We start from the raw sequence: 22,044 nt of genomic DNA, 5'->3' as shown, positions 1-22,044 counted from the left end.
ACCGAATCCGCCTGATGGAGCGGCACCCCGTTGATTCCATGATGGTGTGGGCGATACGCAGCGTCGATGACGCGCGAGGTAATCGCACCAATTCCGTGCCAAGCGGCTGCCCGCAAATGGCGCAACCACGCCGGCTACGATAGGTGCGTCAAACTGTCGCAGGGAAAATTCAGGCCGCTTCTTCGCCACCATCAGGACGCAGGCGCGCCAACAACCCGTCGAATTCGTCGAGACTGCTGAACTGCACGGTCAACTGACCACGGCCCTTTGCTGCCAGCTTGATCTGCACGCCCAAGCCCAGTTGATCAGCCAGCTCCTCTTCCAGGCGCGCAACGTCGCGACCACCCTGGTGGCCGCCCTTCTGCTTCAGTGACTTCAGCTCAAACGGCTTGAGCGTCAATGCCACCAGTTTTTCCGTCTCGCGGACCGACAGGCGCTTATTGACGATCTGATTGGCCAATGTGATTTGTGTTGCACCATCGACGGCGAGCAGCGCACGGGCGTGACCCATATCCAGGTCACCCGCCATCAGCATCGTCTGCACAGGCTGGGCAAGATTCAGCAGGCGCAGCAGGTTCGAGACCGCGCTACGCGAACGCCCCACCGATTCCGCCGCCTGCTCGTGCGTGAACTGGAATTCCCGCACCAGGCGCGCGATGCCCTGCGCTTCTTCCAGCGGGTTGAGGTCTTCGCGCTGGATGTTTTCGATCAGCGCCATGGCGGCGGCCGATTCATCCGGCACGTCCTTCACGAGGACGGGCACTTCGGTCAGGCCCGCAAGGCGCGATGCGCGGAAGCGGCGCTCACCCGCGATGATTTCGTACTTAGGCTTTGTGCCGTCGGACTCGACCTTGCGCACCAGAATCGGCTGCATCAAGCCTTGGGCGCGGATGCTCGCGGCAAGCTCCTGCAGCGCGCCTTCGTCCATGCGCGTGCGCGGCTGATATTTGCCAGGCTGCATCTGTTCCAGCTTCAGGACCGTCGGCGCACCCTCCTGCTTGGCGGCTTCGACAATCTCGGCCGGGCTGCCGAGCAGCGCTTCGAGGCCGCGGCCCAGTCCCTTTTTCTTCATCGTGCTCATGTTGTTCCTCTTGCTGCTCAGGCCGGCATGTCGGCCATCTGCCGCACGCGCGCGATCATCTCGGCGCCGAAATCCAGATAGGCCTTGGCGCCTTTCGATGCCACGTCAAACGCTACGCCCGGCATGCCGTACGAGGGCGCTTCGGCCAGACGCACGTTGCGCGGGATGACCGTCTTGAACACCTTGTCGCCGAAGTGCGATTCGAGCTGCGCCGAAACCTGCTGCTGCAGCGTCACGCGCGGGTCGAACATCACACGCAACAGGCCGATCACCTTGAGGTCGCGGTTCAGGTTGGCGTGCACCTGTTTGATGGTGTTGACGAGATCCGACAGGCCTTCGAGCGCGAAGTACTCACACTGCATCGGCACGACGACGCCGTGCGCGGCACACAGGCCGTTGAGCGTCAGCAGCGAAAGCGACGGCGGGCAATCGATAAGGACGAAGTCGTAGTCGGCTTCCACCTCGGCGAGCGCAAGCTTGAGGCGGTTTTCGCGATGCTCCAGATCGACCAGTTCGACTTCGGCGCCGGCCAGGTCGCGGTTTGCTGGCAACACGTCATAGCGCCCGGCCTCGGAGCGCTTGCGCGCCTGCGGAATCGTCGCCAGCCCGACAAGGACTTGGTAGACGCTGAATTCGAGCGTGTGCTTGTCAATGCCCGACCCCATCGAGGCATTGCCCTGCGGGTCGAGGTCGACCAGCAGCACGCGCTGCCCTTGCGCGGCCAGCCCGGCCGCGAGATTCACCGTGGTGGTGGTCTTGCCGACCCCACCCTTCTGGTTGGCGATCACGAAAATATTCGACATGACTCCTCTGCGGTGAATGGCTCGCTACAACGTTCGCTCACGCCGACGGCGCAAGGATGACCAGGTGACGCTCGGCCGGCAGCCCCGGCACGGTCAGGCGTTCGATGGCTTCGACGGTCCAGCCGGCGGGCAGGCGCTCGATTTCAGCATCCGGGCGCACACCCTTCATGGCGACCATGCGGCCACCGGGGGCCAGCAGATGGCCAGCCAGATTCACGAAATCCACCAGCTCGGCAAAAGCGCGTGAGGTAATGACGCCGTAGCCGGTGGCATCAGCCAGTTTTTCCACGTGGCCCCAATGCGATTGAGCGTTGGTCAGCCCAAGCTCGGCCCGGCACTGCGTCAGGAAAGCGGTCTTTTTCTGCACGATGTCGACCATCGTGACGCTTACATCCGGGAAGGCGATGGCGAGCGGGATACCCGGCAGGCCGCCTCCCGAACCGACGTCCAGCACGCGCGGTGCGTCGGGTTGGGCGCGGCGGGCCAGCTCGGCGATGCGCGACACCGCCGACAGCGAATCCAGCAAGTGATGCGTCAGCATGTCGCCGGCATCACGAATGGCGGTCAGGTTGTAGACGCGGTTCCATTTGGCCAGCAGCCCTTGGTACGCCAGCAAGCGATCGACTTGCGCTTCGTCCAGCGACAAGCCAAGCGCGCGGGCGCCGGCTTCCAGCTCTGCCCGGGCGTCAGTCAGTGCATTCGCCATCAAGCGGCCTCGCCTTCTGAGGTGGCACGGGGTCCGACTTGTCCACGCAGCACGCCCTTCTTCAAGTGCACGAGCAGCAGTGACACGGCGGCCGGCGTGATGCCGGAGATACGCGAAGCCTGTCCGATAGTCTCCGGTTTGTGCTTGGCGAGCTTTTGCTGGACCTCAATCGATAGGCCGCGCACTTGCGCATAGTCGAAATCCGCTGGCAGACGGGTGTTCTCGTTGGCACCCAGGCGCTCGACTTCATCGGCCTGCCGGGCGATGTAGCCGTGGTATTTGATGCCGATTTCGACCTGCTCGCGGATCTGCTCGGCCAGCAACGGATCTTCAGCCAGGGGGGCTTTGAGCGCGTACTTGCCGCCTTGCATGCCCATGAGCGTTTCGTAGGTCACGTTCGGGCGGCGCAGCAAGTCGGCCAGCGCGTACTCGCGCTCGATGCCCTTGCCCAGAACCGGTTCGGCGTCCTCCAGCGGAAGCGTGGCCGGGTTCACCCAGGTCGATTTGAGGCGCTCTGTTTCACGTGAAACAGCGTCGCGCTTCCGGTTGAACGCATCCCAGCGCGCATCGTCAACGACGCCGAGCGCGCGGCCGACGTCGGTCAGGCGCATGTCGGCGTTGTCTTCACGCAGGCTGAGGCGGAACTCGGCCCGGCTGGTGAACATGCGATACGGCTCGGTTACGCCGCGGGTGATGAGATCGTCTACTAGCACGCCCAGATAGGCCTGGTCGCGGCGCGGCGTCCAGGCATCTTTACCCTGCACCTGCAGGCCAGCGTTGATGCCCGCCAGCAGGCCTTGCGCCGCCGCCTCTTCGTAACCGGTCGTCCCGTTGATCTGGCCGGCGAAGAACAAGCCGGAAATCGCCTTGGATTCCAGCGAAGCCTTCAGCCCGCGCGGGTCGAAGTAGTCGTACTCGATGGCATAACCGGGCCGCAGGATGTGGGCGTTCTCCAACCCGCGCATCGAGTGGATCAGATCGAGCTGCACATCAAACGGCAGGCTGGTCGACACGCCGTTCGGGTAGAACTCGTTCGTCGTCAGGCCTTCCGGCTCCAGAAAAATCTGGTGGCTGTCCTTGCTCGCGAAGCGGTGGATTTTGTCTTCGATGCTCGGGCAATAGCGCGGCCCTACCCCCTCGATGACGCCCGTGTACATCGGGGAGCGGTCCAGACCGGCGCGGATGATGTCGTGGGTGCGCTCGTTCGTGTGCGTCACCCAGCACGGTACTTGGCGGGGATGCATCTCCGCGCGGCCCATGAACGAGAACACCGGTACCGGATCAAGATCGCCGGGCTGCTCCTCCAGCACCGAAAAATCGATGGACCGGCCATCGATTCGCGGGGGCGTACCGGTCTTGAGGCGTCCTTGCGGCAGCTTCAATTCCTTGAGACGCGCCGACAGCGATACCGCTGCGGGGTCGCCCGCGCGGCCGCCGGTGTAGTTGTTCAACCCGACGTGAATCTTGCCGTCGAGGAACGTCCCAGCCGTCAGCACCACGGCACGTGCACGGAACTGCACGCCAACCTGTGTCACCGCCCCGACTACGCGGTCGCCCTCCACCAGCAGGTCTTCCACGGCCTGCTGGAACAGCATCAGGTTCGGCTGGTTTTCCAGGCGATGACGGATCGCCGCCTTGTACAACACGCGGTCCGCCTGGGCGCGAGTTGCCCGCACCGCCGGGCCCTTGCTGGAATTGAGAATACGGAACTGGATGCCGCCCTCGTCCGTCGCGATGGCCATGGCCCCGCCCAAGGCGTCCACTTCCTTGACCAGATGGCCTTTGCCGATGCCCCCGATGGACGGATTGCAGCTCATCTGCCCCAGCGTCTCGATGTTGTGCGTCAGCAGCAGGGTCTGACACCCCATGCGCGCTGCCGCCAGCGCGGCCTCGGTGCCGGCGTGTCCGCCGCCCACCACGATCACATCGAATTCAATTGGATACAGCATGGCTTCCTCCTCGCATGGAGGCATCAAAAATTTGGAGAAGCGGAATTATAAGTCGCGCGGCTACACCGCAGTTTGGCCATGCGGCAATCGGGGCGAAATTCCCCTGCTTTTCGTGTTTCACGTGAAACATGCACCGCTTGTTGCCCGCGTTTGTGTTTCACGTGAAACACATTCAGCTAATGGGCACTCGCCCTGGGCTGGCCGAGCGTTCCTGTAGAAAATCGATGAAGGCGCGCAGCTTGCCCGGCATCTGCGGCGTGCGAGGAAAATAGAGATGGAAGCGATACATCGGCGGGCACCAGTCTTCGAGCACCCGAACCAAGCGGCCGGCCGCCACATCCTCGGCGACGAGGTCTTCCAGCACGTGCGCCAAGCCCACGCCCTGCTTCGCCGCCGCGACCATCGCCAGCACGTCATTGGCGATGAAGCCGCCGGCCACATCCGCCGACTGGTTGGCGCCACCGCCGGGAGCGGCAAACTCCCAGTCGTACAAGGCGCCGCTGCTTGGAAAGCGGTATCGGATGCAGCGATGGCCGCGCAGGGCTTCCGGCGATGCGGGCGTGCCATGCGCTTGCAGATACGCTGCACTGCCCACCACCGCAATGCGGCGCGCCGGGCCGATCGGCACGCCGACCATGTCGCGCTCGACACGCTCGCCGAAGCGGATGCCGACATCAAAGCGGTCTGCGACGATCGCGGACAGCCCGTCGTCCACCGAGACCTCCAGCTCGATGCGCGGATAGCGCGAGAGAAAATCGCCCAGCACCGGCTGCAGCAACGACTGGTACGCCACGCGCGAGGCCGTCACGCGCAACGTGCCGCGCGGCTCCGTTGCACGCTCCCCCACTTCCGCCATCGCACCGTATAGCGCGTCAAGGCCAGGCCGCGCGACGGCAAGCAGCGCTTCACCCGCTTCCGTTGCACTGACCTGTCGCGTGGTGCGCGCCAGCAGTTGCACGCCGAGCGCCGACTCCAGCCGCCGGACAGTTTGCGACAGCGCGGACGTCGAAACGTCCAGCGCCGCGGCTGCCTGCGTGAAACTCCCCGCCTCGGCCACGCGGCGCAGCGCATCGAGCGCGGGCAGCAGGTCCGGATCGATTGTGAATTCCGTCTTCATAGTGCATCCGATTCTATCCACTTAATTGGCGTGACCGCGTTGCCTAGACTGGCGACTCCTCTCCCTGACCTGACAAGGACATCGCCATGCAGACACGACAACTTGGTCAATCCGACCTGCACATCTCGCCACTCGGCTTCGGTACTTGGGCCTCGGGCGGCGGGAACTGGGAATATGGCTGGGGCGCGCAGGACGATCGCGATTCCATTGCCGCCATCGCCGCCGCCGTAGACGCCGGCATCAACTGGATCGACACCGCTGCCGCCTATGGGCTGGGCCACGCAGAAACGGTGGTCGGCCGGGCGCTGCGCACATTGCCCGCAGAACGGCGCCCGTACGTGTTCACCAAGGGTTCGCTGGTGTGGGATGCGCAGGGGCGGATCTCGCATTCGCTCGACCCCGCATCGCTTTCACGTGAAATCGACGAGAGCCTGCGCCGCCTGAACGTGGACGCGATCGACCTGTACCAGATCCACTGGCCGGCCTTCCCGCCCGGGGCGCCCGAGCAATCGATCGAAGCCGCCATTGGCGCGCTGGCGGAGGCACGCCGCGCCGGCAAGATCCGCCATATCGGCGTGTCGAATTTCGATGCGGCGCAAATGGAACGCGCCCGCTCCGTCGCGCCGATTGCCTCGCTGCAACCGCCCTACTCGCTCCTGATGCGCGGCATCGAGGAATCCATCCTGCCGTACACGGCGGCGCGTGGCATCGGCAACATCGTCTATTCGCCGCTGCAATCGGGACTGCTGTCGGGGCGCATGACGCGCGAGCGCATCGCCGCGCTGCCGGCCGATGACTGGCGCGCGCAGCGCAGCCCCGAATTTCAGGAGCCGAATCTGACGCGCAACCTGGCGCTGGTGGAGGTGCTGCGTGGCGTCGGCGCCCGGCATGGACGCACGCCTGCCGAAGTCGCCATCGCGTGGACGCTGCGCAACCCGGTGGTCACGGGCGCCATCGTCGGCGTGCGACGGCCGGACCAGCTCGAAGGACTGCTCGGCGCGGCCAGCCTGAAACTGACGGATGCGGATCTCGCGGAAATCGACGCCGCGCTGCCGGAAACCACGGCATCGCCCGTGCCGCAAAGCCTCGTCAACGCTTGAGCCCTCCGCTAAACAAAGCAAAACGCACGGCGCGAACCGTGCGTTTTGCGTGGGACGATGACGTTGGCTACGCCGTCAGTTCTGCAGCTTCCACTTCCCGTCCTTGATTTCCACCATCACCCGCGCCCGTTGGTCCAGCCCGAGGTGATCCTTCGCGTTCATGTTCATCACGCCGTGCGAGATCGCCAGATTGGTGGTCGTCTCCATCGCATCGCGCAGCCCCTTGCGGAACGCCGGTGTGCCGGGTTGCCCCTTCCTCAGCGCTTCGGGCATCGCATGCGTGAACAACAAACCGGCATCCCACATGTGGCCGCCGAACGTGGAAACCTGCCCGCCATAGGCCTTCTCATATGCCGTCTTGTACGCCAGCGCTGGCTTCTTCACCGGGTTGCTGTCGGGCAGTTGCTCGGCAACCAGGATCGGACCTGCCGGCAGGAACGTGCCGTCGCAGTCCTTGCCGCACACGCGCAGGAAGTCGGCGTTCGCCACGCCGTGCGTCTGATACAGCTTGCCCTTGTAGCCCCGCTCCTTGAGCGCCCGCTCCGGCAGCGCGGCAGGCGTACCCGAGCCTGCGATCAACACTGCGTCCGGATTGGACGACACGATCTTCAACACCTGCCCTGTCACCGACGTATCGGTCCGAGCAAACCGCTCGTTGGCGACAACCTTCAGCTTGCGCAGCCCTGCCACCTTGTCGAACTCCTGCGCCCACGAATCGCCATAGGCATCGGCAAAGCCGATCAGCGCGACAGTCTTCACGCCATGGTTGACCATGTGTTCGGCAATGGCGGTCGCCATGTGCGAATCGTTCTGCGGCGTCTTGAACACCCACGCGCGCTTGGCGTCCATCGGCTCGATGATTCGCGCCGAGGCGGCCAGGGTGATCATCGGCGTTTCGCTCTCGGCCACCACATCCACCATCGCCAGCGAGTTCGGCGTGACGGTCGAGCCGATCACCAGGTCGACCTTGTCTTCGGTGATCAGCTTGCGCGTGTTCTTGACGGCAGTCGTCGTATCAGACGCATCGTCGAGCACGATGTACTCGATTTTCTTGCCTGCGATTTCCTTGGGCAGCAGCGCCACGGTGTTCTTTTCCGGAATGCCGAGCGAGGCGGCCGGCCCCGTGGCAGACACTGTGATACCGACCTTCACCTGGGCGAATGCCGTGCCTGCCAACAACGCCGTTGCGGCGAGTGCAATGCGGGATGCGCGCGAAACCTTCATGCCGTCTCCTGAGATGTGCCGAGTGGGTCTGCGCCCGCTCTGGATCTGCGATTTGGCCGACCGCTGGGTCGGGGATGAACGAGTCTAGAAGGAGTCACGCCACGCGAGCAAGGGGGAGATACCCCGAAACTTAACGTGTTCACGACCTGGGCAGATTCAGCCTACGCGATACACCCGGCCGCTCTGCACGCCTTCCACGCTGCGCCGATACGCCAACGCCGCGCGCGCTGCCGAGACCGGCTCGAAGCCCGGGAAGAACGGGCCATATGCCTCCATGGATTCGGTCAGCACCGTCGGGCTCACCGCGTTGATGCGGATGCCGCGCGGCAGCTCGCAAGCGGCGGCGCGCACAAAGCCCTCCACGCCCGCGTTCACCGCGGTGGCGTTGGCGCCTTGTGCAATCGGCTCCTGCCCCACGATGCCGGTCGTCAGCGTGATCGAGCCGCCGTCGTTCAGATAATGCTGGCCGACGAGCGCCAGGCGCACTTGGCCGAGCAGCTTGTCCTGCAGGCCAACGTTGAAATCCGCGGCCGTCATCTTGGTCAGCGGCCCGAAGAACAGATTGCCCGCGGTGGAGACAATCGCGTCGACGCGGCCGAGCTTGTTGAACAGCGCCGCCACGCTGTCTGCGTTGGTGATGTCGACTTGATGCTCGCCCTGCGTGCGGCCGACGCGGATGATTTCGTGCGCACCGCCCTGCCCCAGTTCCGCCACCACGGCGCGGCCAAGCGTGCCGCTGGCGCCAATCACGACGATTTTCATGCTCTGCTCCTTCACAAATCCGGTTGGAATGGCGCCTATTCTTGGCCGAACCCATCATGTAATAAAGCCGTGATACCTTTGATCATTCCAAATCAATAGTTCGGAATATGGACAAGCTGCGCAGCATGGAAACCTTCGTCGCCGTGGTGGAAGGCGGCAACTTCACCGAGGCAGCGGCGCGGCTTGAAATGTCCGCGGTGATGGTCGGCAAATATGTAAGCGCGCTAGAGACGCAACTGGGCGCCCGCCTGCTCCAGCGCAGCACGCGCCGCCAGAGCCTGACCGATGCCGGACGCGTGTTCTACGAAGACGCCAAGCGCGTGCTGGAACAGGTGCGTTGGGCGGAAACGTCCGTCGAACGGCTGCGCGCGTCGCCCTCAGGCACGCTGCGCGTAAGTGCCCCCACCACGTTTGGCGCGTGCGTGATCGCGCCGTTGGCGGCGACGTTCCAGCAGGCGCATCCGCAGGTGCGCGTGGAGCTGAACCTCAGCAACAGCATGGTCGATCTCGTCGACGAGGGGTTCGACCTCGCCATCCGCATCGGGCCACTGGGCGACGCCGATCTGGTCGCCAAGCCGCTGTGCGTGTATCGCATGGTCATCTGCGCATCGCCGGATTACCTCACGCGTTACGGGCGGCCGGAAACACCGGCAAACCTGCCACAGCACCGCTGCCTCTCGCACATGGTGTGGAACAACCGCAATGCGTGGCAGTTGCGTGACTGGGAAGGCGACACGCCCTGGCGCGACGACCCTGCCTTCACCTGCAACGACGGCCATGGCTTGCGCGCGGCAGCGGTTGCGGGCGCGGGCCTGCTGCTGCAGCCCGAAGTGCTCGTCGCAGAAGACCTGGCAAGCGGCCGCCTCGTGCGCGTGCTGCAAGCGTATGCGCCCGAGCCGCGGCCGATTCATGTCGTGTATCGGCAGGATCGACGGCCGTTGCCGAAGCTCTCCGGTTTTGTGGAGCATTTGCTGGCGCACGTGCCCGCGCTCGTCCCCACATCGACGGCACAATAGCGCCCATGAACCCCGAAGACCTCCAACGCCTCGTCACCACGCAAATGCCCTTCGGCAAATACAAGGGCCGCGTGATTGCGGACCTGCCGGGCCATTACCTCAACTGGTTCGCGCGCGAAGGCTTTCCGCCCGGGCAGATCGGCCGATTGCTCGCGCTGATGCAGGAGTTGGATCACAACGGGTTGAAGAGCCTGCTCGACCCATTGCGCCAGAAGCGATAGCAACGCGATCGATCAATCGCCGTTGATGTAACGCAGCAGCCCCGTCGCCAACGCATCAAACACGACGCGGCAGCGCGGGCTGTCACGCAGGTCTTCGTGCATGGCGAGCCAGGTGTCGAGCGTGATGGAGACCCGATTGCCGAACAGCCGAACCAGATCTGCGTTGTGCCGCACCAAGCCGACCTGGCAGAAGCCGATGCCGAAGCCCGCACGCAGCGCAGCAATCGCAGCCAGGTCACTGTCGGTGCGCAGTGCGAAGCGGTTGCGTTGGATCCACGGGAACTGCGCTCGCACGCTGCGCAGGAATGCGTTCTCCTTGTCGTAGCCGATCAACGTGTGGCCAGCGAGTTCTTCCACCGTGGTTGGCGTGCCGCGCTGCGCCAGATAACGCCGGTGCGCAAACAGCCCCAGTTCGATCCCGCCGATGTGCCGCGCGACGAGCACGCCCTGGCTCGGTGGCTGCATACGCACGGCGATGTCCGCCTCGCGGCGCAGCAGGTCCTCCATCCGGTTCGAGGGCACCAGTTCGAGCGTCAGCTCCGGATAGGCGGCGTGCAGATCGGCGAGGATGGGCGGCAGCACCTCCACCGCCACCACCTCGCTGGCGGTGATGCGCACGGTGCCGCGCACACCCTCGCCCTGGCTGGAGGCGGCGCGCAGCAAGGCGGCGCTCGTGGCTTCGAGCGATTCCGCAAACGGCCGCAGCGATAGCGCCGCTTCTGTGGGGCTGAGCCCCTGCTGGGTTCGGATGAAGAGCGACATGCCCAGCGCCCGTTCCAGCGCATCGACATGCCGGCCCGCCGTCGGCTGCGTCAGCCCCAGCGCGCGGGCGGCGCCCGACAGCGATCCTTCTCGCACGACGGCAAGAAACGTCCGATACAACTCCCAACCAGGCTCAGATCCGTTCATACAAATTTGTATATCTGCACGCTCACTATCAACAATTCCATTGAAGCACAGCTGCGCCCAGAATGCCTCCATCGCAACGCACACACACCGGGAGCACGGTCATGGAACAGGCACAACGCATCGCATTGGTATTGGGCGCCACCGGCGGTATCGGCGGCGAAGTGGCACGTCGGCTGGTGGCACGCGGCTGGCATGTGCGGGCGCTGCAGCGCAATCCGGAGGCGCTGACCAACCGCAACGCCGCATTCGAGTGGATTCGCGGCGACGCGATGGTGCGCGAAGACGTGGTCGGCGCAGCGCATGGCGCGGAGCTGATCGTCCACGCCGTCAACCCGCCGGGCTACCAGAACTGGGCCGGGCTGGTGCTGCCGATGATCGACAACACCATCGCCGCCGCACGTGCTTCAGGAGCGCGTATCGTGCTGCCCGGCACGGTGTACAACTTCGCGCCGGACACGTTTCCCGTGCTGCGCGAAACGACTGCGCAGGCACCGCTCACGCGCAAGGGCAAGATCCGCGCAGAGCTGGAGCGCCGCATGCAGGCCGCCAGCGCCGACGGCGTGCGCAGCCTGATCGTGCGCGCCGGCGATTTCTTCGGGCCGCAAACAAGCAATACGTGGTTCGCTGGCGCGCTGGTCAAGCCGGGCAAGCCCGTCCGCACCGTCACGCAGCCGGGCGCCGACGGCATCGGCCATCAATGGGCCTATTTGCCGGACGTGGCCGAAACGATGCTGCGTCTTATCGAGCAAGGCGACCGTCTGCCGGACTTCGCCGTTTATCACATGCGCGGTCACTGGGATGCCGACGGCACGCAGATGGCCGCAGCAATTGGCCGCGCGGTGGGTCGCCCCGTCAAGACGCGCGCATTCCCGTGGTGGCTGATGCCCGCGCTGGCCCCGTTCTCGGAGATGCTGCGCGAGATGCGCGAGATGCGTTATCTGTGGCAGCAGCCGGTGCGCATGGACAACGCCAAGCTCGTGCAGACGCTCGGGGCCGAGCCGCACACACCGTGGGACGAAGCCGTGGGCGCGACGTTGCGCAGCCTAGGCTGCCGCTGAAACCCGCGCGGCCGTCGCCAGGAAGTGCGCAAGATCAGGCGTGCGCTGCCCGGCCACCTTGGCGAGGTCGTCCCACCGGCGCAGCTGCAGCGCATCGGCAGCGTACAGACGCTGCATGAAGGCCTCGGCTTCCTGCGCTGAAAACACACCGCCCTGCAACGCCAAGCTCCGTACGGAATCGGCTGAGAGGCGCGCGTAGTAATGCGCATCCATCGCGCACAGGCAGCGCTTGGCATCCACATGCAGGCGGATCGGCTCCAGCACGGCATCGGGAAACGTCGCACGCAGAAACGGCAGCGCAAAGTACTGGTGCTGATCGTCGATGCCGTGGGCGGTCGGCGTCTCGCCCCGCAGGTTCAGCAAATGACCGAGGTCGTGCAGCAGCGCCGCCGTGATCAGCGCATCCGACGCACCGGCCGCCTCCGCCAACGCCGCCGTCTGCAAGGCATGTTCGAGCTGCGTGACGGGCTCGCCGCTGTAGGCAATGTTGCCGTGGCGGTCAAATAGCGTGCGGATGTCGTCGAGGCTCAGGGCCATGATGCTGCGCAGAAGAAAGCAGAACCTGGCAGCCTAGCCCGCCCATGCGGCAACACAGTGACAACGCACCGCGCATTAGCCCGCGTGATCGGTGCGATTAGAAAGTTTGGTTGGGAATGCCCGGCGCCCGCCCTTATCTTCAGAGCCTTCCCATACATCGGAGCGCAACATGCTCGCAGGACACGCCGTACAGGTCACGCACGCGCTGGAACAGGTCACAGACTATTGGTCGCCGCGCATTGTCGGCCAGGTCAACGATCAATACATCAAGGTCGCCAAGCTCAAGGGCGAATTCGTCTGGCACGACCACCCGAATGAAGATGAGCTGTTCTTCGTGGTCTACGGCCACCTGAAAATCGCCTTCGAAGACCGCGCCGACGTGCACCTCGGCCCGGGTGAATTCTGTGTCGTGCCGCGCGGTGTGCGTCACTTTCCCGTCGCCGACGAGGAATGCGGAATCATGCTGATTGAGACCGTCACCACGCAGCACACGGGCGACGTCATCACCGAGCGCAGCGTGGCGCTTGAGAAGCAACTCAACGGATGAACGCGTCGTAGGCCGTCTTCAAAATCAGCGCCAACACCACCACGATGAACACCTTGCGCACGAAGCGGCTGCCGTGCCGCAGCGCGAAGTGGCTGCCGACCTGATTGCCGGCGACGTTGGCAACCGCCATGACAACGCCGAGCTGCCACCAGACGTGCCCCTTGGCGGCCAGCAGCAACAGCGCTGCCACGTTGGTCGCCAGATTCACGATCTTGGTAGACGCCGACGCGTGCAGGAAGTCGTACCCAAACACGCGCACGAACACGATCATCAGAAAGCTGCCGGTGCCCGGGCCAAACACGCCGTCGTAGAAACCGATGGCCGCGCCGGCCAACAATGCCGCCGCGCGCTCGCGCCAGCCCTCGAGGCTCGGGGCGTGGTCGGCGCCCAGGTTCCTCTTGGCCACCGTATAGACGAGCAGCACGGCCAGTACGAACGGCAGCGCATGGCGCAGCGGTTCGGCCGGGATATGCGTGAGCGCCCACGCGCCCAGCAGCGAAAAGGCAAACGCCGTGACCACCGCCGGCGCCGTCGCGCCCCAATAGATGCGCACTGTGCGGCCGTAACGCACCGCCGCCGTCGCGGTGCCCGACATCGACGCGACCTTGTTCGTGCCGATCAGCGTAGCGGGCGCGATATTCGGATACGCCGAAAACAGCGCGGGAATCTGTACCAAGCCGCCGCCACCGGCCACGGCATCGATCAGGCCGGCCAGAAAGCCAGCCACGGCGAGCAAAGCGAATTCCATCAGAAGAAACGAAACGGGAAGAATTAGCCCAACGACTTGGGCGACGGGCGTGCGCTGCGCCACCAGCACCCGGATGCATCAGACCCAAAGCCGAGCGCTGCAGCCTCTTCAGCCGAAAGCGCCGCGGGCGGCAGCAGGACGTGGAGTATGCCATGTGCTCTGGCGTACTCATTCACGGCGGCCAAGGCGGTGTCACGGGTGACCATGTCGCCGGAAAGCACCAACACGCCAGCTGGCAACCACGCCACCAAGCCGCCCAACACCAGATGCGGCACGAGCGTGATCGGCGCCACGCCGGCCAATACCTCACCCTTTTCGATCAGGAAGCAGGGATGCACGTTCGGATGGGCGAGCAGCGTATCAACGGCATGCGCCAGCTGCAGCGGCGAGGCGGTCGAGGCGACGGCGGCCAGCAGCCGCGGCCCGTCTTCGGGCGTGGCAAGGCGAGTGGAGAGGGTCATGGGCAGCTTTGGCGAAGGCGCCATTGTCATGCAGTGCGCGCATAGGCGTCGACACCGAATGCATTTCTCTTGTGAACGCGCGCGAACCAGAATGGATCGGTCGCCCCACCCGGAGCCCGCCATGGCCGATCCGACCCATGCCCTTACCCTGCAACTGCTGCAGTCGCTGGCCGAGCGGCCCCGGCCCTACGCCGAAGTGCTGGAAACGTGGCGCACGTCGTGTCCGCGTTTGTCGATCTGGGAAGATGCGTGCATTGACGGGCTGGTGGACTGCGCGCCCGGATCTCCACCTGAGTTGCATCTGGTGACGGTCAGCGCCCGGGGCCGGGCGCTATTGGCGGCAAGCGCCACCGGTTGAACGCACAAACTAAAAGGCCCTGCCGGGGATCGCCTGGCAGGGCCTTCATTTATTTTGCATCTCCACCGTACGTGCGGTGTGTGCTGTCGTCTCCTCGCTCCCGCCTCATTTATCTCGTGCGAAAACCGTAACGCGACTGTAAAAGATGCACCGCAATGCAGCAACTAGAGCAAACCCTTACGGTGCATGAGGCACCAAATTCAGCCGTCTGGGTGAAATTCGCCGGCATCTTCGCGCATTGTGGCGTCAACGTCGCAACCAGGGAACGCGAGCCGCAATTTCGCCCATGATGCCGCGGCGGAAGGTCAGCACGCAGATCACGAAGATCGCACCCGTGACCGTGGTGACCGATTCGCCGAGGATATTGAAGCCGTCGATGCCGGTGGCGCCAGCCAGGAAGCTGCCGATGTCGCCGAGCTTGTTTTCCAGCGCAATCACCAGCGCCGCGCCCAGCAGCGGGCCCGACAGGATACCCAGGCCGCCCACCAGCGTCATCAGGATGACCGAGCCGGACATCGACCAGTGCACGTCGGTGAGCGTCTCGAAGCCGAGGACCAGCGTCTTAAGCGAGCCGGCCAGGCCCGTGAGCGCCGCCGACAGCACGAAGGCCAGTAGCTTGAAACGATCGGTGTCGTAGCCGAGGGACGTGGCGCGCGGCTCGTTCTCCTTGATGGCCTTGAGGATCTGTCCGAACGGCGAGTGGATCGTGCGCACGATCAGCAGAAACGCCAGCGCAACGATGACGAGCACAACGTAATACAGCGTCAGATCGGACGACAGATCCAGCACACCGAACAGCTTGCCGCGCGGCACGCCTTGCAGGCCATCTTCACCGCCGGTGAACGGCACCTGCAGGCAGAAGAAGTACAGCATCTGCGCCAGCGCCAGCGTGATCATCGCGAAATAGATGCCCTGGCGGCGGATGGCCAGCAGGCCGACGATCAATCCGATGAACGCGCCCGCCGCAGTGCCGGCCAGCAACCCCAGTTCAGGGGTGACATGCAGATCGCGCATCATGTAGCCGGCCACGTAGCCCGCGCCACCAAAGAACGCCGCATGCCCGAACGACAGCAGCCCCGTGTAGCCCAGCAGCAGGTTGAATGCGGAGGCAAACAGCGCGAAGCAAAGCAGCTTGGCGACGAACACCGGATACGCGCCCACCAGCGGTGCGGCGATCAGCGCGACCAGCAGCAGGCCGTACAGGACGTATTTGAGGGAAGAAGAGTTGGTCATGTTGGCCGCGCCGCTCATTTCTCTTTACCGAACAGGCCCGCCGGACGCACCAGCAGCACCAGCACCATGATCACGAACACCACGGTCGCCGACGCCTGTGGATAAAACACCTTGGTCAGCCCCTCGATCACGCCCAGGCCCAGCCCCGTGACGATCGAACCGAGAATCGACCCCATACCACCAATCACCACCACCGCAAACACGGTGATGATCATGCTCTGCCCCATCAGCGGCGAGATCTGGATGACGGGCGCAGCCAGCACGCCAGCAAACGCCGCCAGCGCCACGCCAAAGCCGTAGGTGAGCGTGACCATCAGCGGCACGTTCACGCCAAAGGCTTCGACCAGCTTCGGGTTCTCGGTGCCGGCGCGCAGGTACGCGCCCAGCTTCGTCTTTTCGATCATGAACCACGTGGCAAAGCACACCGCCAGCGACGCCACCACCACCCACGCGCGATAGTTCGGCAGCATCATGAAGCCGAGGTCCGTGGCACCCTGCAGCAATTCGGGCGTGTCGTACGGCAGGCCCGACACGCCATAGATGGCGCGGAACACGCCTTCGATGACAAGCGTCACGCCCAGCGTGAGCAGCAGGCCATAGAGATGGTCCAGCTTGTAGATGAACCGCAGCAGCGTGCGTTCGATCACCACGCCCAGCAGGCCGATCACCAGCGGCGAGAGCACCAGCATCGCCCAGTACGGGATGCCCAGGTACGAAAAGCCCATCCACGTGAGCACCGCGCCCAGCATGAACAGTGCGCCGTGCGCAAAATTGATGACGTTGAGCAGCCCGAAGATGACCGCAAGGCCCAGGCTCAACATCGCATAGAAGGAACCGTTGACCAGACCCAGCAGCAATTGGCTGAGCATGGCCGGTAGCGGAACGCCGAAGATTTCCATCGCGGTCAGGAAGAGAACACCACACCAACAACGTTGATGACGCCGCCATCCACACGGACAGCGGCGCCGGATTGCCTACGCTTTTACTTCTTCATCAGCGAGCACTTCGACTCGGCCGGCGTGGTGAACGCCTGTTCGCCCGGGATGGTGGCCACGACCTTCAGGTAATCCCACGGCTTCTTCGATTCGGCCGGCGTCTTCACCTGCAGCAGGTACATGTCGTGGATGCCACGGCCGTCCTGGCGGATGTAGCCCTTCGTGTAGAAGTCGTCGATCTTGGTCTTCTTGAGCTGCGCGATGACCTTGTCCGGATCATCCGTGCCGGCAGCCGCCACGGCCTTGATGTAGTTCGACACCGCCGAGTAATCCGCCGCCTGCAAGCTGCTCGGCATCTTCTTCATCTTCATGAAGTAGCGGTTGGCGAACTTGCGCGTGGCGTCGTTCATGTCCCAATACCAGCTGTCGGTCATCAGCAGGCCCTCGGCTGTCTGCAGGCCCAGGCTGTGCACGTCGTTGATGAACATCAGCAGGCCGGCGATCTTCATCGACTTGGTGATGCCGAATTCCTTGGCCGCCTTGATCGAATTGATCGTGTCGCCACCGGCGTTGGCCAGGCCCAGGATCTGCGCCTTGGACGACTGCGCCTGCAGCAGGTACGACGAGAAGTCCGACGCCGACAGCGGGTGCTTGACTGAACCCACCACCGTGCCACCGTTGGCCTTGACCACGGCCGTCGTGTCGTTCTCCAGCGAATGGCCGAAGGCGTAGTCGGCGGTCAGGAAGAACCACGACTTGCCGCCCTGCTTGACCACCGCACTGCCCGTGCCCTTCGCCAGCGCCACGGTGTCGTAGGCATAGTGGATCGTGTACGGCGTGCACTCTTCGTTGGTCAGGCGCGCCGTGCCGGCACCGATGTCGATGAACACGCGCTTCTTCTCGGAAGCCACCTTGTTCATCGCCAGGCCCGTGGCGGAGTTCGTGCCGCCCAGCAGCATGTCCAGGCCTTGCTGGTCCATCCATTCACGCGCCTTTGAAGCGGCAATGTCGGCTTTGTTCTGGTGATCGGCCGTCACCAGTTCGATCGGCTTGCCGAGCACCTTGCCGCCCGCATCCTCGATCGCCATCTTGACCGCCTCGACACCGCCCTGCCCGTCGATGTCGGCATACAGACCCGAGAGATCAGTGATGTAGCCGATCTTCACCTTGTCGCCGCTCACCTGCGCATGCGCGCCGAAAGCCGCCGCGCCCAGCCCTACCGCCATCAATGCACCAGCCAGCTTCTTGAGTGTCATGGTCTTGTCTCCTGTGTCGTGCGCGCCGCGGATCACGCTGGCGCATGGGTCTTGCAAGTCGATCGGGAAAACGCCTTAAACGCCGAGCAGCTCGTGCAGCACCGGCATCTTGTCCTGCAACTGCGCCGCTTCGAAGCGCTCGACGATGCGGCCGTGTTCCATCACATAAAAGCGGTCTGCCAGCGGCGCCGCAAAGCGGAAGTTCTGCTCCACCATCACAACCGTGTAGCCACGCTTCTTGAGCATCAGAATCATGCGGGCCAGCGCCTGCACGATCACCGGGGCCAGTCCTTCGGAAATCTCGTCAAGCAGCAACAGGTTCGCGCCAGTGCGCAGGATGCGCCCGACCGCCAGCATCTGCTGTTCGCCGCCCGACAGGCGCGTGCCCTGGCTCTGGCGGCGCTCCGCCAGGTTCGGGAACATCTCGTAGATTTCTTCGATGCTCATGCCAGCATTGCCGGTCTTGGCTACCTGGCCCTTCAGCACCGGCGGCAGCATCAGGTTCTCTTCGCACGAGAGGCTCGAGAAAATGCCGCGCTCTTCGGGGCAGTAGCCGATGCCGCAGTGGGCGATCTTGTGCGTCGGCAGGTCGATCGTTTCCACACCCTGGCCGCTTGTGTCATGCACGACGATGGAGCCCTTGCGCGTGCCCACCAGGCCCATGATGGCGCGCAGCGTGGTGGTGCGGCCCGCGCCATTGCGGCCGAGCAGCGTGACGACCTCGCCGCGGTTCACGGTCAGGTCGACACCATGCAGGATGTGCGATTCGCCGTACCAGGCGTGCAGGTCCTTGATCTGGAGCGCGGGCGTGCTCATGCAGTGTTCTCGTGTGTTCGGGTCTAGCGTTCGCTTACGTTTGATGCGCGGCATGCAGCCGCGTCGCGTGATCGATTGGCGTCGATCAGTCGGCTCAATGGCCTTCCAGCGCCGCATCGGCGGTGCCCATATAGGCTTCCATCACCTGCGGGTTCTTCGAGACGTCTTCGTACGGGCCTTCGGCCAGGATCTGGCCGCGCTGCAGCACCGTGATCTTGTCGGCGATGGACGAGACCACGTTCATGTTGTGTTCGACCATCAGGATCGTGCGGCCCTGCGCCACGCGCTTGATCAGCTCCGTCACGCGGTCCACGTCTTCGTGGCCCATGCCCTGCGTGGGCTCATCGAGCAGCATCAGCTCAGGCTCCATCGCCAGCGTGGTGGCAATTTCCAGGGCGCGCTTGCGGCCGTAGGGCAGCTCCACCGTCACGGTGTGCGCGAACTCCGTCAGGCCCACCTGCTCGAGCAGCTCCATCGCACGCGCGTTCAGCCTGTTGAGCGACTGCTCGCTGCGCCAGAATGCGTACGCCGTACCGAGCTGCCGCTGCAGCCCCACGCGAACGTTTTCCATCACCGTCAGATGCGGAAACACGGCGGAGATCTGAAACGAACGGATGACGCCACGGCGTGCGATCTGCGCCGGCTTTTCCGAGGTGATATCGACGCCGTTGAACAGAATCGTGCCGCGCGTGGGCACCAGGAATTTGGTCAGCAGGTTGAAACAGGTCGTCTTGCCGGCACCGTTCGGGCCGATGAGCGCATGGATGGACCCACGCTGCACGCGCAGGTTGACGTCGGACACGGCGGTAAAGCCTTTGAAGCCCTTGGTCAGTCCACGCGTTTCGAGAATGATGTCCTGCGCCATGATTCCCTCTTGTCTCCCGCCCTTTTTATGGTGCGGATGATTGTCAACGGCTGTTGCGTTGCAAAACATCGGGGTTTTTACCGAGACGATTACACCCCGCTTACGCCCCGGAAACCCGCACCGGTATTGGCTTTCCGCCTCACAGGAGGGAGTTACGTAGAGTTACCTATCGGGGCAATGCGGATTGCGTATTCATATGACACGGGCGGTGTGTCACGCCCGTGTCATCGGTATCGGAACCGGCGTCAGGCTGGCACGGCCTCGCCGCGGGCACGGGCCTTGCGCGCGGCACGGATCATCTCGCTCGCCTTCTCCGCAATCATGATCGTCGGCGAGTTGGTATTGCCCGAGGTAATCGTCGGCATGACGGACGCGTCGACCACCCGCAGCCCCTCGATGCCGCGCACGCGCAGTTGGGCGTCGACCACCGCGTTTGCATCATCGGCGCGCCCCATGCGGCATGTGCCGACCGGGTGGAAGATGGTCGTGCCGATCTCGCCGGCGGCGCGGGCAAGTTCCTCGTCGGTTTGGAACGCCGCGCCAGGCAGGTACTCCTCGGGCTTGTATTGCGCCAAGGCCGGCTGTGCAACGATGCGGCGCGTGAGGCGCAGCGAATCGGCCGCGACCTTGCGGTCTTCCTCTGTGGACAAGTAGTTCGGCGCGATGGTCGGCGCCGCAAACGGATCGGCGGATGTGACATGCACCGTGCCGCGCGAAGTTGGCCGCAGATTGCACACGCTCGCGGTAAACGCATTGAACGCGTGCAGCGGATCGCCGAACTTGTCGAGCGACAGCGGCTGCACGTGGTATTCCACATCGGGCCGCGAAACATGCGGATTCGAGCGCGCGAACACGCCCAGCTGCGACGGCGCCATGCTCATCGGCCCGCTCTGGTTGAACGCGTATTGCATGCCGATGAGCGCCTTGCCCCACCAGTTGGAAGCGCGCGTGTTGAGCGTGGGCACGCCGTTCACCTTGACCACGCTGCGCAGTTGCAGATGGTCCTGCAGGTTTTCTCCCACACCCGGCAATGCCTGGCGCACCGGAATGCCAAGCGCCTGCAGACGCTCCGGCTGGCCGATGCCCGCCAGCTCCAGCAACTGCGGCGAATTGATCGCGCCGGCCGAAAGAATCACCTCTTCGCGCGCGGCCACCGTGTAGTCCTGCCCTGCCCCGCGATAGGTCACGCCGGTGCAGCGCTTGCCATCAAACGTCAGCGCTCGCACTTGCGCACCCGTGACGATCGTCAGGTTCGGCCGCTGCGATGCTGGGCGCAGAAAACCCTTGGCGGTATTCCAACGAATGCCGCGTTTCTGGTTGACCTCGAAATAGCCGACGCCGAAGTTGTCTCCGCGATTGAAGTCGCTCGTGCGCGGGATGCCCGCCTGTACAGCCGCTTCGATGAAGGTCTCCAGCACCTGCCAGTGCAGGCGTTGCGGCTCGACGCGCCATTCGCCGTTCGCGCCGTGCCATGCGTTCGCGCCGCCATGATGGTTCTCACTGGCCTTGAACAAGGGCAGCACGGCATCCCACTTCCATGAATCGTCGCCGGTGATGGCAGCCCAACCGTCGTAATCCTCGCGCTGGCCACGCATGTAGATCATCCCGTTGATCGACGAGCACCCACCCAGCACACGGCCACGCGGATAGCCGAGCGAGCGGCCATTCAGGCCGGGTTCTTCGCGGGTGCGATAGAGCCAGTCGGTGCGTGGGTTGCCGATGCAATACAGATAGCCGACGGGGATGTGGATCCAGTGGTAATCGTCCTTGCCGCCCGCTTCGAGCAGCAGGACCGAAACGTCGGGGTCACGAGTCAGCCGGTTAGCGAGGACGCAGCCTGCGGACCCTGCACCGATGATGATGTAGTCGTAGGTTTCCATGTCTCCGTGCTTCTTTTCCTTGGTGTTATTGGTTTTTATTGTTGTGGTGCAACCCTTGTTTCATGTCCTGCCGAGCTAACTCACTTTCTATATCTTTGCCAAAAAACGTAAGCAAAGAAAAACGCCATCTTGCAGGGACGGCCACCTTGTTGGTTTGCTGAGGCTGCGGCTCCATCCCACCGGCGAAAAGCCATTGTGCACGGATTCGCCTCCCACCGTCTCGGTACAGCGTTGAGGCTGGTCACCAAAGGCGATGCGGGGCGCTTAAGCAGCCTTCGCTGGAATACGTCTCCGATGTCCCTGCACTTTTCCTCGTAGTCGCGAGATCTTGGCGGACGCAGCACTGCGCCTGCGGGACAACGTCACGGTGAGGCCCACGGCAGCTGGATGCGGCAGCCTTGCCATCCCGGATATAAGGCAATGCTCAGCGAAATTTCGCACGCCCGACTTGCACCCGCTTGC

At 64.1% G+C, this 22,044-nt stretch carries 23 protein-coding genes; 6 read left to right on the top strand and 17 right to left on the bottom strand.

Features of this window, described 5'->3' with window-relative positions:
- Positions 1-169 precede the first annotated feature (169 nt).
- The 5 genes from BM136_RS23025 to BM136_RS23005 all read right to left on the bottom strand — a co-directional run bounded on the left by BM136_RS23025 (position 170) and on the right by BM136_RS23005 (position 5,656).
- On the bottom strand, positions 170-1,081 hold the full coding sequence (locus tag BM136_RS23025) for a ParB/RepB/Spo0J family partition protein (protein WP_092976255.1): 912 nt from the start codon (positions 1,079-1,081) through the stop codon (positions 170-172).
- Positions 1,082-1,098: 17 nt separating this feature from the next.
- Complete coding sequence (locus BM136_RS23020; RefSeq protein WP_092976251.1) at positions 1,099-1,884, bottom strand: ParA family protein; 786 nt, start codon at positions 1,882-1,884, stop codon at positions 1,099-1,101.
- Between the two features lie 37 nt (positions 1,885-1,921).
- The gene (gene rsmG / locus BM136_RS23015) at positions 1,922-2,590 is read right to left on the bottom strand and encodes a 16S rRNA (guanine(527)-N(7))-methyltransferase RsmG (RefSeq protein ID WP_092976249.1); all 669 of its coding nucleotides are present in this window, start codon (positions 2,588-2,590) and stop codon (positions 1,922-1,924) included.
- Positions 2,590-4,539 carry a tRNA uridine-5-carboxymethylaminomethyl(34) synthesis enzyme MnmG gene (mnmG, locus tag BM136_RS23010; protein WP_092976246.1) on the bottom strand — a complete coding sequence of 650 codons (1,950 nt, stop codon included), beginning with the start codon at positions 4,537-4,539 and terminating at the stop codon, positions 2,590-2,592. Before mnmG ends, rsmG begins: the two co-directional genes overlap by 1 nt.
- Positions 4,540-4,711: 172 nt before the next feature.
- Positions 4,712-5,656: a LysR family transcriptional regulator gene (locus BM136_RS23005; protein WP_092976243.1), complete on the bottom strand. Its 945-nt coding sequence runs from the start codon at positions 5,654-5,656 to the stop codon at positions 4,712-4,714.
- A gap of 86 nt (positions 5,657-5,742) precedes the next feature.
- Between BM136_RS23005 and BM136_RS23000 the strand changes: the two genes are divergently transcribed.
- Entirely contained in the window at positions 5,743-6,756 is a 1,014-nt protein-coding gene (locus BM136_RS23000; RefSeq protein WP_092976240.1) for an aldo/keto reductase, read from the top strand.
- A 75-nt stretch (positions 6,757-6,831) separates the two neighbouring features.
- Here BM136_RS23000 and BM136_RS22995 read toward each other — a convergent pair whose 3' ends face one another.
- Both BM136_RS22995 and BM136_RS22990 read right to left on the bottom strand, forming a co-directional pair.
- Positions 6,832-7,980 carry an ABC transporter substrate-binding protein gene (locus BM136_RS22995; protein WP_092976237.1) on the bottom strand — a complete coding sequence of 383 codons (1,149 nt, stop codon included), beginning with the start codon at positions 7,978-7,980 and terminating at the stop codon, positions 6,832-6,834.
- Between the two features lie 156 nt (positions 7,981-8,136).
- The gene (locus BM136_RS22990; protein ID WP_092976234.1) at positions 8,137-8,742 is read right to left on the bottom strand and encodes a short chain dehydrogenase; all 606 of its coding nucleotides are present in this window, start codon (positions 8,740-8,742) and stop codon (positions 8,137-8,139) included.
- 107 nt (positions 8,743-8,849) lie between these two features.
- Between BM136_RS22990 and crgA the strand changes: the two genes are divergently transcribed.
- Both crgA and BM136_RS22980 read left to right on the top strand, forming a co-directional pair.
- Positions 8,850-9,758, top strand: coding sequence for a LysR family transcriptional regulator CrgA (gene crgA / locus BM136_RS22985; protein ID WP_092976231.1), 909 nt, complete (start codon positions 8,850-8,852; stop codon positions 9,756-9,758).
- Positions 9,759-9,763: 5 nt separating this feature from the next.
- Positions 9,764-9,979, top strand: coding sequence for a DUF3820 family protein (locus BM136_RS22980; RefSeq protein ID WP_092976228.1), 216 nt, complete (start codon positions 9,764-9,766; stop codon positions 9,977-9,979).
- A 12-nt stretch (positions 9,980-9,991) separates the two neighbouring features.
- Here BM136_RS22980 and BM136_RS22975 read toward each other — a convergent pair whose 3' ends face one another.
- The gene (locus tag BM136_RS22975) at positions 9,992-10,888 is read right to left on the bottom strand and encodes a LysR family transcriptional regulator (protein ID WP_092976225.1); all 897 of its coding nucleotides are present in this window, start codon (positions 10,886-10,888) and stop codon (positions 9,992-9,994) included.
- A 101-nt stretch (positions 10,889-10,989) separates the two neighbouring features.
- Between BM136_RS22975 and BM136_RS22970 the strand changes: the two genes are divergently transcribed.
- Complete coding sequence (locus BM136_RS22970; RefSeq protein ID WP_092976222.1) at positions 10,990-11,946, top strand: SDR family oxidoreductase; 957 nt, start codon at positions 10,990-10,992, stop codon at positions 11,944-11,946.
- Here the strand turns inward: BM136_RS22970 and BM136_RS22965 are convergent.
- On the bottom strand, positions 11,932-12,483 hold the full coding sequence (locus BM136_RS22965) for a phosphonate degradation HD-domain oxygenase (RefSeq protein ID WP_092976219.1): 552 nt from the start codon (positions 12,481-12,483) through the stop codon (positions 11,932-11,934). The two genes, BM136_RS22970 and BM136_RS22965, sit on opposite strands and share 15 nt — an antisense overlap.
- Before the next feature lie 169 nt (positions 12,484-12,652).
- Here BM136_RS22965 and BM136_RS22960 point away from each other — a divergent pair, with 169 nt between their 5' ends.
- The gene (locus tag BM136_RS22960; RefSeq protein WP_024977217.1) at positions 12,653-13,030 is read left to right on the top strand and encodes a cupin domain-containing protein; all 378 of its coding nucleotides are present in this window, start codon (positions 12,653-12,655) and stop codon (positions 13,028-13,030) included.
- Here the strand turns inward: BM136_RS22960 and BM136_RS22955 are convergent.
- Both BM136_RS22955 and BM136_RS22950 read right to left on the bottom strand, forming a co-directional pair.
- On the bottom strand, positions 13,020-13,778 hold the full coding sequence (locus BM136_RS22955; RefSeq protein WP_092976216.1) for a sulfite exporter TauE/SafE family protein: 759 nt from the start codon (positions 13,776-13,778) through the stop codon (positions 13,020-13,022). The genes BM136_RS22960 and BM136_RS22955 overlap by 11 nt on opposite strands.
- 23 nt (positions 13,779-13,801) lie before the next feature.
- Positions 13,802-14,239, bottom strand: coding sequence for a hypothetical protein (locus BM136_RS22950; RefSeq protein ID WP_092976214.1), 438 nt, complete (start codon positions 14,237-14,239; stop codon positions 13,802-13,804).
- Positions 14,240-14,360: 121 nt separating this feature from the next.
- Here BM136_RS22950 and BM136_RS22945 point away from each other — a divergent pair, with 121 nt between their 5' ends.
- A complete protein-coding gene (locus BM136_RS22945; RefSeq protein ID WP_092976212.1) occupies positions 14,361-14,597 on the top strand; it encodes a hypothetical protein in 237 nt (78 codons plus the stop codon).
- A 246-nt stretch (positions 14,598-14,843) separates the two neighbouring features.
- Here the strand turns inward: BM136_RS22945 and BM136_RS22940 are convergent, their stop codons facing one another.
- The 6 genes from BM136_RS22940 to BM136_RS22915 form a co-directional block, all read right to left on the bottom strand.
- Positions 14,844-15,830 (bottom strand): branched-chain amino acid ABC transporter permease, encoded by a 987-nt coding sequence (locus BM136_RS22940; protein WP_092976335.1) that lies wholly within the window; start codon positions 15,828-15,830, stop codon positions 14,844-14,846.
- 14 nt (positions 15,831-15,844) lie between these two features.
- Positions 15,845-16,729: a branched-chain amino acid ABC transporter permease gene (locus BM136_RS22935; RefSeq protein ID WP_092976209.1), complete on the bottom strand. Its 885-nt coding sequence runs from the start codon at positions 16,727-16,729 to the stop codon at positions 15,845-15,847.
- 83 nt (positions 16,730-16,812) lie between these two features.
- Positions 16,813-18,021, bottom strand: a complete 1,209-nt coding sequence (locus tag BM136_RS22930) for an ABC transporter substrate-binding protein (RefSeq protein ID WP_092976206.1) — start codon at positions 18,019-18,021, stop codon at positions 16,813-16,815.
- Positions 18,022-18,096: 75 nt separating this feature from the next.
- A complete protein-coding gene (locus tag BM136_RS22925; RefSeq protein WP_092976203.1) occupies positions 18,097-18,837 on the bottom strand; it encodes an ABC transporter ATP-binding protein in 741 nt (246 codons plus the stop codon).
- 94 nt (positions 18,838-18,931) lie between these two features.
- The gene (locus BM136_RS22920) at positions 18,932-19,702 is read right to left on the bottom strand and encodes an ABC transporter ATP-binding protein (RefSeq protein ID WP_092976200.1); all 771 of its coding nucleotides are present in this window, start codon (positions 19,700-19,702) and stop codon (positions 18,932-18,934) included.
- A gap of 245 nt (positions 19,703-19,947) precedes the next feature.
- The gene (locus BM136_RS22915; protein WP_092976197.1) at positions 19,948-21,582 is read right to left on the bottom strand and encodes a GMC family oxidoreductase; all 1,635 of its coding nucleotides are present in this window, start codon (positions 21,580-21,582) and stop codon (positions 19,948-19,950) included.
- Positions 21,583-22,044 lie beyond the last annotated feature (462 nt).

Origin of the sequence: Ralstonia sp. NFACC01, from assembly GCF_900115545.1 — a bacterium.
GTDB classification, from domain to species: Bacteria; Pseudomonadota; Gammaproteobacteria; order Burkholderiales; family Burkholderiaceae; genus Ralstonia; species Ralstonia mojiangensis.
This window is presented reverse-complemented; position numbering and strand designations above follow the sequence as displayed.